Here is a 14,800-nt window from a genome sequence, read left to right as displayed (position 1 = left end):
AATATGAAAACAAACTCCATAATTTGTGGTAATTCTATAGAAGAAATTAAAAATATAGATAGCAATTCAGTGCATTTGATTCTTTCGGATATACCCTATGGAATATCCTTAGATACTTGGGATATTTTGCATAATAATACTAATTCATCACTTTTAGGTATGAGTCCAGCACAAAAACAATCGTCAGTTTTTAAAAAAAGAGGTAAGCCTTTAAATGGATGGTCAGAAGCTGATAAAAATATGCCTATAGAATATTATAATTGGTGTTCATCTTGGTCAAAAGAATGGCTAAGAGTTTTAAAACCGGGAGCTAGTTGTTTTGTTTTTGCAGGCAGGAGATTTTCACATAGGTGTATTTGTGCTATGGAAGATGCAGGGTTTATCTTTAAAGATATGATTGCATGGGAGAAGGATTCAGCAGCTCATAGGGCTCAAAATGTAAAAGTTGTTTTTGAAAGACGTGGGGATAGTGAAAATGCTGATAAATGGACTGGATGGAAATTAGGAAATTTACGTCCTTTATTTGAACCTATATTATGGTTTATGAAGCCGTATCCTATTGGTGGAACATTAACGGATAATATTATGTTATATGATGTAGGTGGATACAATGAGGAATATTTTAAGCAAAATCCGTTAAATAACACGGGAATAGAAGTATGTTCTAATATTATTAAATGTAAATCCTCTCGAAATGATAGAGGACTTCATCCGGCTCAAAAGCCAGTGGCACTTATGGAATTTCTGATTAATTTGACAACATTGGAAGGACAGGTGGTTTTAGATCCTTTTTGTGGTTGTGGTTCAACATTGGTAGCTGCACAAAATTTAAATAGAGAATATATTGGTATTGAAGTAAATGCTGAATATTGCAAAATTATCTCGGAAAGATTAAATAAGAAATAATATATTATGAGGTGAGATAATGCATGTATAGCTAGAAAAACTTAGAGTTTGTCATGAGCTTGCGGAAAAACACGACATTTTAATTAACTTCTATACTTTCCAGAGGAATAAGAACTTTCGGCTTTTCGATGAGTTACCGGGGAAGATAAATCAGATGAACTAGGAAAATAAGCATTTAGAATTCTATTATTTCTCATAGCTTGCAATTCCACTGTTTCCATAGCGAACTGTGACTGCGACAGGAACGTAGAGGTTCTTATTTTGCGTACAAAAACAAAAATTTGCAGGCACGGATGCCTGCAAAAGATGCTGCTGAGTCAGGAAGACGAATCAGCGTCGGTTTCGTCCGTTGTCATTACCTGAATCGCAAAATATAGAACCTCTTGTTCCTGTTCGCGGAACAGTGAGCTATGAAAAACAGAATCTATTCCAAATTCACCTTCTTCTTCATAATATACCCACACAAGAAGAAAAAGACAACACTAAGCACCAGATTTAATACCATAATAAAGCCATAGGTTGCTGTCGGAATATAATTCTGTGCATGTGTGATCGCATCTTCATTTCCGGTCAGTCCGACATAAATAGTGCGGATGATCTGGGTTAGGATATTGATCAGAAAATAAGTTAAAAAAGAGCCGGCTAACCGATGTTTCTGCCAAAGCTGTCCGATACAGATACTTGCATATGGAAGCAGGAGACCGTAAAACGAGGAAACCAGTATAAAGGCGATCAGGGAAAGCCAGAAAGTACCTGTATGCATGCCGGTATAGTAATAGACCATTCCATCAAAACCGCCAAAAGATGCAAAGTAATTGCTTATTGCATCAAAGACATAGTGATTTGCAAAAATACAAAAGATACTGAAAGCAATCAACAGCGATTCCACAAGGTTCCAGATAAATGCGACGAGCAGCTTACTGCTTAACAGCTCCCAGGAAGTTACCGGAAGTGTATGCATCAGATAGCCTTCATCACCAAACAGGTTCTTATAAAAACGTACCAACAGATAGATAAAGGATGCAATGCTGACAGCAAACAATCCTAAGATGTAGAGGATTACACTCAGTCCGCCAAAGAGTCCAAAGCCGATGGAGTCGATGTTAGAATTCTCTGCCGTAAAAAGTGACTGTGCAAATATTCTTGCAAAAATGGTCAAAACCACAAGAATCAGATAGAGTGGCAGGATGACCTTTGAAGTTGTTTTAAATTCATGTTTCATTAATTTTCCTAACATCTGAATACCTCCCTGAACAGTGCGTCAATGGACATGCCTTCCTCTTCGCGAATGGATTCAACGGAAGCGTCCTTTACAATTTGTCCGTTTTTAATAAAGATAACCTGATCTAAAATATTTTCAATATCGGCGATCAGGTGTGTGGAGATCAGAATACTTGCATGCTCATCATAGTTCGTGATGATGGTGTTTAAAATATAATCCCTTGCCGCAGGATCTACGCCGGCAATCGGTTCATCTAAGATGTAGAGGTCTGCACGGCGTGACATTACTAAAATGAGCTGAACCTTTTCCTTGGTACCTTTGGACATCGTCTTTAATTTCTGCTTTGGATCGATCTGCAGCTTTTCTAACATATCATAGGCACGTTCCGGCTCAAAGTCCTCATAAAAATCTTTAAAAAAGTCGATGATCTCATTTACCCGCATACCGCCGCCAAGATAGGTGTGGTCAGGCAGATAGGAGATCACTTTTTTCGATTCCGTACCCACCGGAGCCTCCTTGATATAGACTTCGCCGGCTGACGGAGTCAGTAAACCGTTTAAAATTTTGATCAGTGTGGTCTTACCACTTCCGTTCGGACCTAACAGTCCGATAATGTGTCCTTCCTCAATATCCAAATTGATATGGGAAAGAGCGGTTGTAGAACCATAAGTTTTACTCAGGTCTTTACATGTAACTAAACTCATTTTTTCCTTCTCCCTTAAATGGTAGTGTGTTGTTGGATCAGTTGGAGTGTTTCCTCTTTGGAAATTCCAAGATGTTTCATAGCTTCAAAAAAATCATGGATCTTTTCTTCGGCAATCTGTTGTTTTAATCCTTCGATCATAGCAGTATCCTCCGTGATAAAACGTCCGCTCGTCCGCTGACTGTAGACTAAGCCGGTTCTTTCGAGTTCGGAAAGGGCTCTTTGCATAGTGTTCGGATTGACGGCTGCACAGGAGGCAAGCTCTCTGACAGCAGGGAGCCGTTGTCCGGGCTGATAAACACCCGAAATGATATCCATTTCAATGCGTTCTACGATCTGTAAAAAAATCGGACGGTCGGAATTGAGATTCCATGGCATACACCCACCTCGTTTCTGATATATGTATTAGTCAAATAATACAATAATGCAAATGGGAATATTTGTCAAGAAATATTCAAAAAGCAAAGTTTTTATTATTTTCTCATCAGACATTCCATCAGACGGGTATTGTCCTCCGGTTCCATAAAACAGAAACGGATATATTTATTGTCTAAGAATGGAAACGTAGAGCAGTTGCGGATCATCATACGTTCCCGGATCGTGCGGTCGAACATTTCATCAGCATTCATATCCTCCCGAAGCAGGCGGAGTAACATAAAGTTTGCCTTTGGTACATAGGCTTTGAAATCCGGGTGGGAAGCAAATGCTTCATAGATCCTTGAACGCTCTTTTGAGATCAGGGATTTCGTTTTTTCAATATAATCGGTGTCGGTAAACATCAATTCTCCGGCAATTACGGCAAGGGAATTGATCGTCCACGGATTTTTTCGTGTATTAATAGCTTTAATCAGATCCGGATTTCCGGTAATGGCATAGCCCAGACGGAGTCCCGGAGCTGCAAAGAATTTAGAAGTTCCTCTTAATATAATGATATTGTTGTAAAAGTTTGTCAGTGGAACAGCAGTGATCTCGTCCATATTTTCGGCAAATTCCACATAGGTTTCATCTACCATCACAAAAATATCATGCTGTTTGCAGACATCTAAGATCAGACGCATGTCTTTTCTGGTGATCGCAGTAGAAGTCGGGTTATTCGGATTGCAGAGTACCAAAAGATCAATATTTTCATTGAGGTGTGCGGTAAAGTCCGCAACGTTTAAATGAAAGTCATTGTCTTCACGCAGCGGATAGTACAGGGTGGTACCACCGCCTAAAGAAATCTCACGCTCATATTCGGAATAAGTAGGACCGATGATCATCGCTTTTTTCGGATGTTCGATCTGGATAAAAAGAGAGATCAGCTCTGTAGAACCGTTACCGACAATGACATGTTCTGCCTCACAGCCGCAATAGCCGGCGATACACTGTCTTAAAGAAGTGTATTCTCTGTCCGGATAGGCGGTAATGGCATCGATATGTTCGGTCAGAGTCCTGCGTAAAAGGGGGGAGATCCCAAGCGGATTGACGTTGGCACTGAAGCTGATGATCTCTTCTTTTCTGATGCCGTAAATTTTTTCTATTTTTTCTAAATCACTTCCATGAAAATGATCCTGATGCTGTAACATATGATATACCTCCAAATGCTGACAGGGTGCAGAAAGAGCAGTTGCACGAACCTGTGAAATAGTTTATAATCTATTATAATCGACTTGTGCGAAAAAGCAATAAAAACCAGATAAGCAGGTGACATTTTGCGTAGACGGATTTATAATCTGGCAAATGGTAAATTTGAATATGAGAAACCGGAATTGCTGCTCTCAACAGACCGGCTGGAATTAAAAGTAGTAGAGGGGCAGAACTATAAAGGAAGCTTTACGATAAGAAGCGGTAACGGGCTTCCTCTGCGTGGTGTGATCTATACCTCCGATGTACGGATGGAGTGTATGAATCCGCAGTTTGAGGGAGAAGAGGTTCATATTCAATTTGAATTTCATAGTGAAGGTCTGATGGAAGGGAATATTCAAAAGGGTGAGTTTTACATAATCTGTAACCAGAATGAATATAACCTTTCTTTTGTTGTAAATATTTCCAAATTATATCCAAAGACTTCCATCGGAACGATCCGTTCTATTTATGAATTTGCAAAATTAGCGGCAAAAGACAAAAATGAAGCCTATGAGATCTTTACATCCCCAATGTTTGTAAATCTGATAAAAGAAGAGGAAGTTCGTGAAAGAATGCTCTACGAGGGACTTTGCCGTCCGGGAGCAGGCATGCAGGATATGGAGGAGTTTCTGATCGCATGCAAACAGAAGGAAACGGTCTTACTGACCATGGATGAAAAGAGCAAAGAGTATTGTGATATAACACAGAGCAGAAAAGAGACACTTGTTTTAAGAAAAAGAGAGTGGGGATATTTAGAACTTGAGATTACAAGTGATGCCTCCTTTTTACATCCTGTGAAAAAGCAGATGACAACCGCTGACTTTATCGGGAGTATGCTTCAGGTGGAGTATCTGATTGAAAAAGAAAAGCTTCATGCAGGAAAAAACTATGGAAAGCTGACGTTAAAAAGCCCTTATCAGACACTGGAGCATACAGTCTGTGTATATCAGAAAGAACAGAGGGAAGCTGTGCCGGAAAAGCGGGAAGAACATACGGAACTTTCCAAAATGAAGTGCAGACTGACGGAAAGCTATATCCGTTTCCGGTTAAAACAGATGACATTAGGAGAGTGGGTAATGGGATCGAATGAAATCCTCGACCATTTCATTGCTGCTTTTCCGAGTGAACATTGGTATGGCCTGATGAAGGCACAGGTGCTACTTATCAACCGGCAGAGACAGGAAGCCGAGTGGATATTAGATGAAAAGAAGAAAACGATCACGGACACAAAGAGCGTAGCGTGGGCATATTACCTCTATCTGACCACCCTTTTGATCCGCGAGGACAGTTATGCAGATAAGGTGTTAAAGAACGTAGAAGACATCTGCAGGGTGCATAACAAAGATATGCGTCTGGTGTGGATCTTATTATTTTTACGGGGAGATTATGCAAAGAATGCAGCATTAAAATACTATGCCATAAGAGAACAGGTCATGGGCGGATGCACCAGTCCGTATTTTTATTTAGAGGCATATCTGCTGCTTGAAAAAGAACCGTATATTATGACGGAGATGGGCGAGTTTGAATGCCGTCTGCTGCTCTGGGCATGCAGGAAGCATGCAATCACAAAAGAGCTTGCCATACAGGTGACCCATTTAGCAGGAGATCTGCGTACCTATGAGGAGCGGGTCTATAAGATTCTTTGCGGCTGCTATGAGATCTATCCGCAAGAGGAACTGCTGACCGTGATCTGTGCCTATCTGATCAAGGGACAGAAATACGATACGCTATATCATCACTGGTATGAAGAGGGAATTACCGCAGATCTGCGTTTAGCAGGTTTATATGAAGCCTTTGTCTATTCGATGGATGCAAGGGAAGTGCGTCAGGTACCTAAGATGGTACAGATGTATTTCCGTTATCACAGCAGTCTTCCGTATGCACAAAAAGCGGCACTCTATGTCAATATTATTGCAAATAAAGAAAGTCAGCCGTCTGTCTACGCAAGTTATGAAAGAACCATGGAGCGTTTTGCCTTAGAACAGATATTAGAGCGGCATATGGATGATAATCTTGCGGTTATCTATGATACGTTTTTAACGGAAAATATGATACAAAACGAGACGGCAAAGGCATTAGGGCAGTTGTTGTTTTATCATAAGCTGACTTGCTTTGATAAAGATGCCGTTCGTCTTTATGTAGTGCACAGACAGTTAAAAGATGGCTTTTCGGTATCGATCCAGAACGGAACTGCATATTTTCCCATCTATTCTTCCGATTATGTCATTCTTTTAGAGGACCGGAAAGGAAACCGTTATGCCTCCGGTATGGAGTATCAGTTAGAAAAATTGATGCGTCCCGGCAGATTTATAAAAAAATGCATGGAGCAGGCACCGGAGTGTGAATCGTTTTTTATTTATCAGTTAGACAAAAAACCATTCCATGAGGAATTAGATGAAAAGGAGTTAGAACTTCTGCGCAGATTCTTACGCATGGATTCGGTCAGTGAGGAATACAGAACCTATCTGTTCCCGGAGATCATAAGGCTGCATCAGGTCAATCAGGTAAATTTAGATATCAGAGAGTATTTAAAACGGATCAATCCGTCAATGCTGAATCAGAGTGCGAGAAAATATATGGTAGAGCTTTTAGTCGACAGACATGCTTATCGGGAGGCATATGCATGGCTGCAGCGATATGGTATTGAAGAAATTGATGCCGTGCGGTTAGCCGCAGTTGCCGGAAGCATGGCAGGAAAAGAGGAGTATGCAGACGAAGAATTCCTGGTATATCTTTGTGCAGAAGCCTTTTTTGGTGGAAAATATGACGAAGCTATCCTGAAATATCTGTGTGAGAATTATGATGGTTCGACAAAACGGCTAGGAGAGATCTGGCAGGCAGCAAAACAGTTTGGGATTGAGACTTATGGTTTAGAAGAACATATTTTGATCCAGCTGCTGTATTCTACGGAGTATATGGAATATACGGAAGAAATTTTTGAAAGCTATTGTAGAAATGGTGGAAAAGAGATCATAAAAGATGCCTATCTGAACTATTTTTCGCAGGCATACTTTGTAGAACATATGGTGATCAGTGAACGATTCTTCAGGCATCTGGTGGAACGACCGGAAGAAAAACAGATACCGGTGTGCCGTTTGGCAATTTTAAAATATCTTGCATCCCATAAAGATAAGCAGGAAGAATACATGGAACTGTTAGATACCTATCTGGCAGATTTTACGGCAGAAAAGATTTATTTTTCGTTTTATCGAAGATTTCCTGTCTTTTTACAGCAAAAATATGGTTTTTATGATAAGGTATTTATAGAGTATCAGAATCGGAGAGGAAACCGTGTCTTTTTGCACTATCGGAGCGGGGAACATGATGAATACCGTACCATGGAAATGAAAGAAGCCTATGGTGGGATTTTTATCAGTGATTTCTTACTGTTTTTTGGTGAAAATATCCAATATTACGTCAGTCAGATGCGGGAAGAAAAAGAACAGATATTAGAAAGCAATCAGATTACGGGAAGCATGGTATGTGAAGAACAGGACAAGAGTCGGTATACGCTTTTAAATCAGCTGATCACACAGACCATTCTCGAAGAGGATATCAAAAAGACAAAAGAAATGATGATAGAATACGAAGAGCAGCAACAGCTCTGTAAGAGACTCTTTGAGGTTCTATAAAGGAGAAAGTTATGAGTGAGAGACTTTTGGACAAATTATATATTGGTATTGATCTGAAAGAAGAGTCGGCAATGCTCAGTTACTTTCATCCGGGTATGGAACGTCCTGCAACGGTCAGTTTTGTAGCAGGAAGCTCTGAATACAGTCTGCCACTGGTGGTTGCAAAACGCCATGGTATCGGACAATGGGTTTACGGTAAAGATGCAGAGCGTTTAGCAGAGGCAGGACAGGGAACGAAAGCAGAGAATCTGTTCCGGCAGGCACTAAATAAAAACAGGATAACGGTAGAGGGCAGAGAGTATCCGGCGGAGGATCTGTTCCTTTTATTTATAAAAAAAATCTTATCCATCCCGAATAAACTCGACAGGGAACGGAAACTAGAACGTCTGGTCTTTGCGGTGCAGACCGTCACGGAAGAATGTGTCCGCCTGTTAGACCGGGTGCGGCAGGAATTAGAATTGTCCGAAGAACAGTTTGAGGTTGTGGATTATAAAGAGTGTTTTTGTTTTTATCATTGCAATCAGGAGGAAAAACTTCAGAATCATCAGGCAGGATTATTTGATGGCAGCAGTGAGAAAATCGTGTATTATAGTCTGGAAAAAGAGAAACGAACGAAGCCCTGTGTGGTTACGATAAAAGAACAGAAACTGGGCATACTGACAGATGACAAAGATGCAGGGTTTTTAGCAATGGCACAGCAGGCATTCGACAAGCAGCTTGTGTCTACGGTCTATTTTGTCGGAAGTGCGTTTGACGGTGGATGGATGCAGGAATCTTTAAAATATATCTGCCGTGGACGACGGGCATTTTTAGGGAAGAATCTATATTCTCTGGGTGCATGTTTTGTGGCATTCCAAAAAAAAGAGACAGAGCGGGAATATGTGTATTTAGGAGACAGTGAGTTCAAGATGAACATCAGTCTGAAGGTAAGAAAGAAGCAGGAGTTGGAATTCTATTCGCTTGTAACTGCCGGAGAGAACTGGTATTTAAAGGAGCATAGCTGTGAGGTGATCTTAGACGGTACGGATACCGTGGAACTGTGGTTACAGCATCCATATGGCAGGGAGGCAAAAATAGAGAGTTTAGAGCTTGCGGATCTGCCTAAAAGACCGGCACGGACCACAAGGATCAGGATCACGGTACATCTGTTAGGAGATACAAAAGCGGAGATTGAGATAGAGGACCTTGGATTTGGAGAGTTATTTCCATCCAGTGAAAAGGTGTGGAAGTATACGATGGAATTTTAGAGGAGGAAGCCGATGGGACAATTACTATTTTGTAGTCATGCTTTAGCCAAAAAACCATATGATATAGAGAGTGCTTCCTTAAATATATATTCCTTAGAGGAGATGAGCTATTATCTGATCCACAATGCAGAATTTGTGGAGATGGACTTTGTCGGAAGGACATTCTGCGACTGGGTAAGAACGGAGATCAAAGAGGAAGGACTTGCTTGCAAATTAGAAGAGGCATTAGAACAGGGGGTGCCTTCTTATGAATTTGCAAGGATTCTTTTAGAGGAGACCGGCTATGCGACCGAGGCGGAACAGCAGGCTGCCATGGAGATCTTCAGACAGTTAGAGGAAAAGGACGAGCTTTCAAGGCATAAGCTGCGTGCAGACCGTCTGTTGCGGCGTGAAAAATATCATTGCGCCATGGAGGAATATCGTTGGATCTTACAGAATCAGACAGAAGAGACACAGGAGGCGTTCTTAGGAGATGTGAGCCACAATTTAGGAACCGCCTATGCAAATCTGTTTCTGTTTTCCCAGGCGGCAGATTGTTACAAAACAGCTTATGAGAAGAATACAAACCCAAGTTCCAAAAAGTCAGAATTATTTTGTCTGTTCTTAGCAGATAAGAAAGAAAAACAAAGCGAACGGGCGAAAGAATACGGGATCGGTACAGAACAACTCAAAGAGTATGAAAGAGAATTAGAAGCGATAAAAGAGCAGCTTCCTTTGGATGAAAATGTAAAAAAGATCCGGAACCTATATGAGGCTTATGAAAAAGGAACAAAGGAAGAAATAAAAGCAGAGACAAAATCAGAAATTTACGGGATCGTCCATAAATGGCGTCAGGAATATGAGAAGTATGGCAGGTAAGAAACAATGAGATTTTGGAAAAGAAGAAAGAAAGCAAAAGAACAGCCGGAAGCAAAACAGAATATTGAAGATGTGTTAGAGCATTTGAATACGCGGGGTGCATATACGGACAGTGCGGAATATAAGAGGCAGGCAGAGCATGAGATGCTCGGACGCTGTGAGGAGATCATTGAGGCGATCCGGGAGTTAGAAGAGGCGAAGTCTGAGTACCGCATTGTCACGGACTATCTGAATGATATCCAGAAAATCCGCAATATTCCAAAAGAAACACAGGAGGATCTGCATGAGGTTGCAGGAAATGTTGCCAAACTCAATAAGGCAAGGGATCAGTATTTAAATACGGCCCAGAAGATTTCCGACGCACAGTTCGTTCAGATGCAGCAGGAAGAGGATGAGATACCGGATGCCATCCGCAGATTAGAGGCAAATGAAGCCTATGAGGCAGCCATCCGCCGGGATATGAATTATTTAGAGGGAGAAAAACAGGCGTGGGTGTACTGCATGGAAGAAGTAAAGGAAGAGATGCATTATCTTAGGATTTTTTCCTATGTATTGTTTGGCGTATTTATTGTACTGATGGCGCTGATCTTAGTCCTGCAGGGAGTGAAAAACGTGGACACAAAGCTGATGTTTACGCTGCTGGTATCCGCGGCAGCAATCGGTGGATTTTTCCTCTATTTCCGTCAGCAGCGGGATATCGATCAGTTAAAACGCTGCGAGGCAAACATTAACGGAGCGATCATCCTTTTGAATAAGATCAAGTTTAAATATGTCAATACGAAGAACGCAGTCGACTATGCCTGTGAAAAATACCATGTACACAATTCGAAGGAACTGACCTATATCTGGGAGCAGTATCAGGATGCAGTGCGGGAAAAGGAAAAATATCTTCAGACAAACGAAGAACTAGATTACTATAACTCCCGCTTGGTACGCAGACTGAAAGATTATCAGCTCTATGATGCAAAGGTATGGACCGGCAATCCGGAAGCGATTTATAATGACAAGGAAATGGTCGAGGTACAGCATAATCTGATCGCAAGGAGACAGAAACTCCGAGAACGCATAGAGTATAATACGAAAAATATCCTGAATATGCGAAAAGAGGTAGAAGAGATCGCGGCAAGTCAGAAGCAGATGGTCCCGGAGTTAAAAGAGATCATTGATTCCATTGACAGTTTAAGCAGCCAGTCTTAAAGTGTGTTTGCAAAACGGGTTATTTCTCTTATGCACGAAAAAATAAAATATGCATATTTTGTAAGTAAAGAGATAAGGAGAAATAACATTATGGGAAATTGCAATAGAAGCAATATGGGACAACGGGAATGCGGTGAGCGTTACGATATGTCCTCATGTCAGGATTTTGCATTGGCAATGGCATATGTACCATGGCAGCATTTTGAGCATGTCTATGAGCCGGACCGTGCTCTTCAGGTCGGAACCATTTTTCCGGAATTAAATAAACCGTTTTACGGAAGAAAGGGGATGCGGGGATGATGAATCAGCAGATGAGCCAGAAACAGTTGTTACAGTGGATCAATATGGTAAGCTTTGCCGTCAATGACATTACCCTTTATCTGGATACGCATCCTGACGACGAAGAAGCATTAAATTATTTAAAACACTACAAAGAACTACGCAAACAGGGACTTCGTGCCTATGCAGACCAGTATGGTCCTCTTACGATCGACAGTGCAAAAGTAGGAGATCACTGGGACTGGGCAACCCAGCCTTGGCCGTGGGAAGGAGGCATGTGTTAAGTTATGTGGAATTATGAAAAGAGATTACAATATCCGGTAAATATCAAACAGACCAATCCGAAGATCGCACAGGTCATCATGTCGCAGTACGGTGGACCGGATGGAGAGCTTGGAGCTTCCATGCGATACATTTCACAGCGTTATACGATGCCTTATCGTGAGGTTGCAGGAATTTTGAATGATATCGGTACCGAGGAGCTGGCACATTTAGAGATGGTTTCTACGATCGTGCATCAGCTGACAAGAGATTTATCACCGGAGGAGCTTAAAGCATCCGGTTTTGACAAATATTATGTAGATCATACGTTGGGAATCTGGCCGCAGGCAGCCGGGGGCATTCCATTTAATGCCTGTGAATTCCAGTCAAAGGGTGATCCGATCACAGATTTGATGGAAGATATGGCAGCAGAGGGTGCGGCTTGATAAGAACAACAAAAATATATGCTAACGGAGGAAGATATGGGAAGAAAAAAGGCGATGCTTTCCATGGTACTTGGAATTTCAATACTGGTTCTGATCGTGATCATTGTAAAGGTTATACCACAGAGCATTAGAAATTCTCAAGAAAATACAAAGACAGAACAGTCACAGGAAGCATCAGAGAAAAAAACGAAGAAAAAGGACAAGAACATAGAGCAGGCAAAACTGCTGGCGATGGGATATGATTACGACGGAGCGATCAATCTCTTAAAGTCCGTAAAAAATTATAAAGAAAATACGAAGATCACAAAACTGATCAAAAAGTTTGAAGAACAAAAGGCAGCATGTGTTCCGGTGGATGTCAATGCAGTGCCACACATTTTCTATCATTCCCTGATCAATGATACGGATCGTGCATTTAACGTATCCGTATTGGGAAAAAATGCAGTGGACGGCATGAACGCGTGGATGACAACCGTGGAAGAATTTGACCGCATTACCCAGCAGATGTATGACAATGGATATGTATTTGTAAGACTGCGTGATCTGGTAGTTGAGACAAAGGATGAAAATGGCAACGTAACTTTTGCACCAAACACGAATCTGATGCTGCCACCGGATAAAAAAGCGGTCGTTCTGTCCGTGGATGATCTGAGTTATTACCATTCCTATAAGCCTGCCGGATTTCCGGAAAGACTGGTCCTAGATGACAACAATGATGTAAAGTGTCTTTATAAGACAGCAGATGGTAAGAAGCATATCGGAGATTACGATGTGGTTCCACGTTTGAATACATTCTTAAAGAAACACCCGGATGGTGCCTACAAAGGGGCAAGAGGTATGATCGCCATGACCGGATATAATGGTGTGTTTGGTTATCGTACAGATTCGGATTACGAGGTCAGAGAACATTTAAAACCGGATCAGCTTGCATGGCTGAACGAACACCCTGATTACAACCGGGAAAAAGAGATTGAAAAAGCAAAAAAAATTGCTGATGCACTAAAAGCGGAAGGCTGGGAGTTTGCAAGCCACACCTGGGGACATCTGAGTGTTACGGGAAAGACCGTGGAACGTTTAAAGACAGATAATGAGAAGTGGGTTGCGAATGTACAGAATATTGTAGGAGCGGTGGACACGTTGATCTTTGCACATGGAAATGACATCGGAGGGCCGCAGCCTTATACGAATGACAATCCGCTGTATGCCTATTATAAGAGTGCCGGTTATAACTTTTTCTGTAATGTAGACCGCTCGAAACCACACTGGGTACAGATCAATGCAGACAATGTGCGTCAGGGACGGATTGATATGGACGGCTATCTGCTCTATACCGCAACGCAGGGACGGACAACGGTCTTAGACCAGATGATCCGGCCGGCAGAAGTGTTTGATACAAGAAGACCGACACCGGTCATTGCAAACGGAAAAGAGTAGGAGTAATAAAATACCACTGCTGTTTATTTTAGAACCACTGCACGAAAGATAAGGGTCAAGTAGTAATAGTGTATGAAGTTTGTATGCCATATTTGTATAACATGACATTTTTATATGATCGTGGCATTTTGTGTCGAAAAAAGTATGTACATGTGATAAAATTTATATAAACATTTTATAAACGAATGTAAAAAGATGTTTATAAGTAAGGGAGACGGCAAATGAATAAAGACAAGATTGATGCCAAAATCCTTGCAGTTGCAGGCAAGGGTGGCGTTGGTAAGACTTCGCTTGCGGCAGTTATGGTCAAACTTCTGGTAGCAGCGTACCCCGACAAGCGGATACTTGCAATCGATGCAGACCCGGCTGTGGGATTGTCTACTGCACTCGGTGTGGACGTGAAACTCACGGTAGACGATATTCGCAAAGAGGTTGTGGCAAACGCAGAGGACGGCAACGCTAAGGCGGCAATTGAATTGTTAGGAGAAGCCAGATATCGTATTTTTGACGCACTTGTCGAGATGGATGGCTTTTCTTTTATTGCGATCGGAAGACCGGAGGCAGCAGGCTGCTATTGCAAGATCAACAGTTATCTGAAAGAAGTGATCGGTCTTTTGGCAGAGAATTATGATTATATCGTAATTGACGGAGAGGCTGGAATTGAGCAGATCAACCGACGTGTGATGGAAAAAGTGACACACCTCATGCTGATCACGGACTCTTCTAAGAAAGGAACGCAGGTCGTTCAGACAATCAAACAGGTAGCAGATGAACTTGTGATGTACGATAAGGTCGGTGTGATCGCAAACCGACTTCCCAATTTAGATGTCAAACAGTACATGGATGTGGGTGATATTCCGGTACTTTCCTACATATTATCGGATGCCTCGTTAGCAGAGTTCGACATCAAGGGAGAGAGTGTATTTTATTTAGATGATGATGCGGCGATCGTCAGAGGAGCAAAAGAAGCCCTGATCGGTATAGGAATTTTAGAAGCGTAAAGGAGGGAA

At 41.6% G+C, this 14,800-nt stretch carries 13 protein-coding genes and 1 pseudogene; 10 read left to right on the top strand and 4 right to left on the bottom strand.

The window, feature by feature from the left end; all coding sequences use genetic code 11:
- Positions 1–3 precede the first annotated feature (3 nt).
- Positions 4–906, top strand: a complete 903-nt coding sequence (locus WMO43_RS08325) for a DNA-methyltransferase (RefSeq protein WP_353530871.1) — start codon at positions 4–6, stop codon at positions 904–906.
- A 424-nt stretch (positions 907–1,330) separates the two neighbouring features.
- Here WMO43_RS08325 and WMO43_RS08320 read toward each other — a convergent pair whose 3' ends face one another.
- The 4 genes from WMO43_RS08320 to WMO43_RS08305 all read right to left on the bottom strand — a co-directional run bounded on the left by WMO43_RS08320 (position 1,331) and on the right by WMO43_RS08305 (position 4,396).
- Positions 1,331–2,143 (bottom strand): hypothetical protein, encoded by an 813-nt coding sequence (locus WMO43_RS08320; RefSeq protein WP_353530870.1) that lies wholly within the window; start codon positions 2,141–2,143, stop codon positions 1,331–1,333.
- On the bottom strand, positions 2,137–2,832 hold the full coding sequence (locus WMO43_RS08315) for an ABC transporter ATP-binding protein (protein WP_177963489.1): 696 nt from the start codon (positions 2,830–2,832) through the stop codon (positions 2,137–2,139). Before WMO43_RS08315 ends, WMO43_RS08320 begins: the two co-directional genes overlap by 7 nt.
- 14 nt (positions 2,833–2,846) lie before the next feature.
- Positions 2,847–3,209, bottom strand: coding sequence for a GntR family transcriptional regulator (locus WMO43_RS08310; RefSeq protein ID WP_353530869.1), 363 nt, complete (start codon positions 3,207–3,209; stop codon positions 2,847–2,849).
- A gap of 95 nt (positions 3,210–3,304) precedes the next feature.
- Positions 3,305–4,396 (bottom strand): pyridoxal phosphate-dependent aminotransferase, encoded by a 1,092-nt coding sequence (locus WMO43_RS08305; RefSeq protein WP_353530868.1) that lies wholly within the window; start codon positions 4,394–4,396, stop codon positions 3,305–3,307.
- Between the two features lie 126 nt (positions 4,397–4,522).
- Between WMO43_RS08305 and WMO43_RS08300 the strand changes: the two genes are divergently transcribed.
- The 9 genes and pseudogenes from WMO43_RS08300 to WMO43_RS08260 all read left to right on the top strand — a co-directional run bounded on the left by WMO43_RS08300 (position 4,523) and on the right by WMO43_RS08260 (position 14,791).
- The gene (locus WMO43_RS08300; RefSeq protein WP_353530867.1) at positions 4,523–8,068 is read left to right on the top strand and encodes a DUF5717 family protein; all 3,546 of its coding nucleotides are present in this window, start codon (positions 4,523–4,525) and stop codon (positions 8,066–8,068) included.
- Positions 8,069–8,079: 11 nt separating this feature from the next.
- On the top strand, positions 8,080–9,315 hold the full coding sequence (locus WMO43_RS08295; RefSeq protein ID WP_353530866.1) for a DUF5716 family protein: 1,236 nt from the start codon (positions 8,080–8,082) through the stop codon (positions 9,313–9,315).
- 12 nt (positions 9,316–9,327) lie between these two features.
- The gene (locus WMO43_RS08290) at positions 9,328–10,173 is read left to right on the top strand and encodes a hypothetical protein (RefSeq protein WP_353530865.1); all 846 of its coding nucleotides are present in this window, start codon (positions 9,328–9,330) and stop codon (positions 10,171–10,173) included.
- 6 nt (positions 10,174–10,179) lie between these two features.
- On the top strand, positions 10,180–11,370 hold the full coding sequence (locus tag WMO43_RS08285) for an AAA family ATPase (protein WP_353530864.1): 1,191 nt from the start codon (positions 10,180–10,182) through the stop codon (positions 11,368–11,370).
- A gap of 90 nt (positions 11,371–11,460) precedes the next feature.
- Positions 11,461–11,670, top strand: coding sequence for a spore coat associated protein CotJA (locus tag WMO43_RS08280; RefSeq protein ID WP_177963451.1), 210 nt, complete (start codon positions 11,461–11,463; stop codon positions 11,668–11,670).
- Positions 11,667–11,933, top strand: a complete 267-nt coding sequence (locus WMO43_RS08275) for a spore coat protein CotJB (protein WP_177963450.1) — start codon at positions 11,667–11,669, stop codon at positions 11,931–11,933. The genes WMO43_RS08280 and WMO43_RS08275 overlap by 4 nt, the downstream gene beginning before the upstream one ends.
- A 3-nt stretch (positions 11,934–11,936) precedes the next feature.
- Positions 11,937–12,353 (top strand): annotated as a pseudogene (locus tag WMO43_RS08270) (manganese catalase family protein); the annotation flags it as partial.
- Between the two features lie 39 nt (positions 12,354–12,392).
- The gene (locus WMO43_RS08265) at positions 12,393–13,790 is read left to right on the top strand and encodes a polysaccharide deacetylase family protein (protein ID WP_353530863.1); all 1,398 of its coding nucleotides are present in this window, start codon (positions 12,393–12,395) and stop codon (positions 13,788–13,790) included.
- A gap of 221 nt (positions 13,791–14,011) precedes the next feature.
- On the top strand, positions 14,012–14,791 hold the full coding sequence (locus tag WMO43_RS08260) for an ATP-binding protein (RefSeq protein ID WP_353530862.1): 780 nt from the start codon (positions 14,012–14,014) through the stop codon (positions 14,789–14,791).
- Positions 14,792–14,800 lie beyond the last annotated feature (9 nt).

The organism is Maccoyibacter intestinihominis (assembly GCF_040096355.1).
GTDB lineage: Bacteria > Bacillota > Clostridia > Lachnospirales > Lachnospiraceae > Maccoyibacter > Maccoyibacter intestinihominis.
This window is presented reverse-complemented; position numbering and strand designations above follow the sequence as displayed.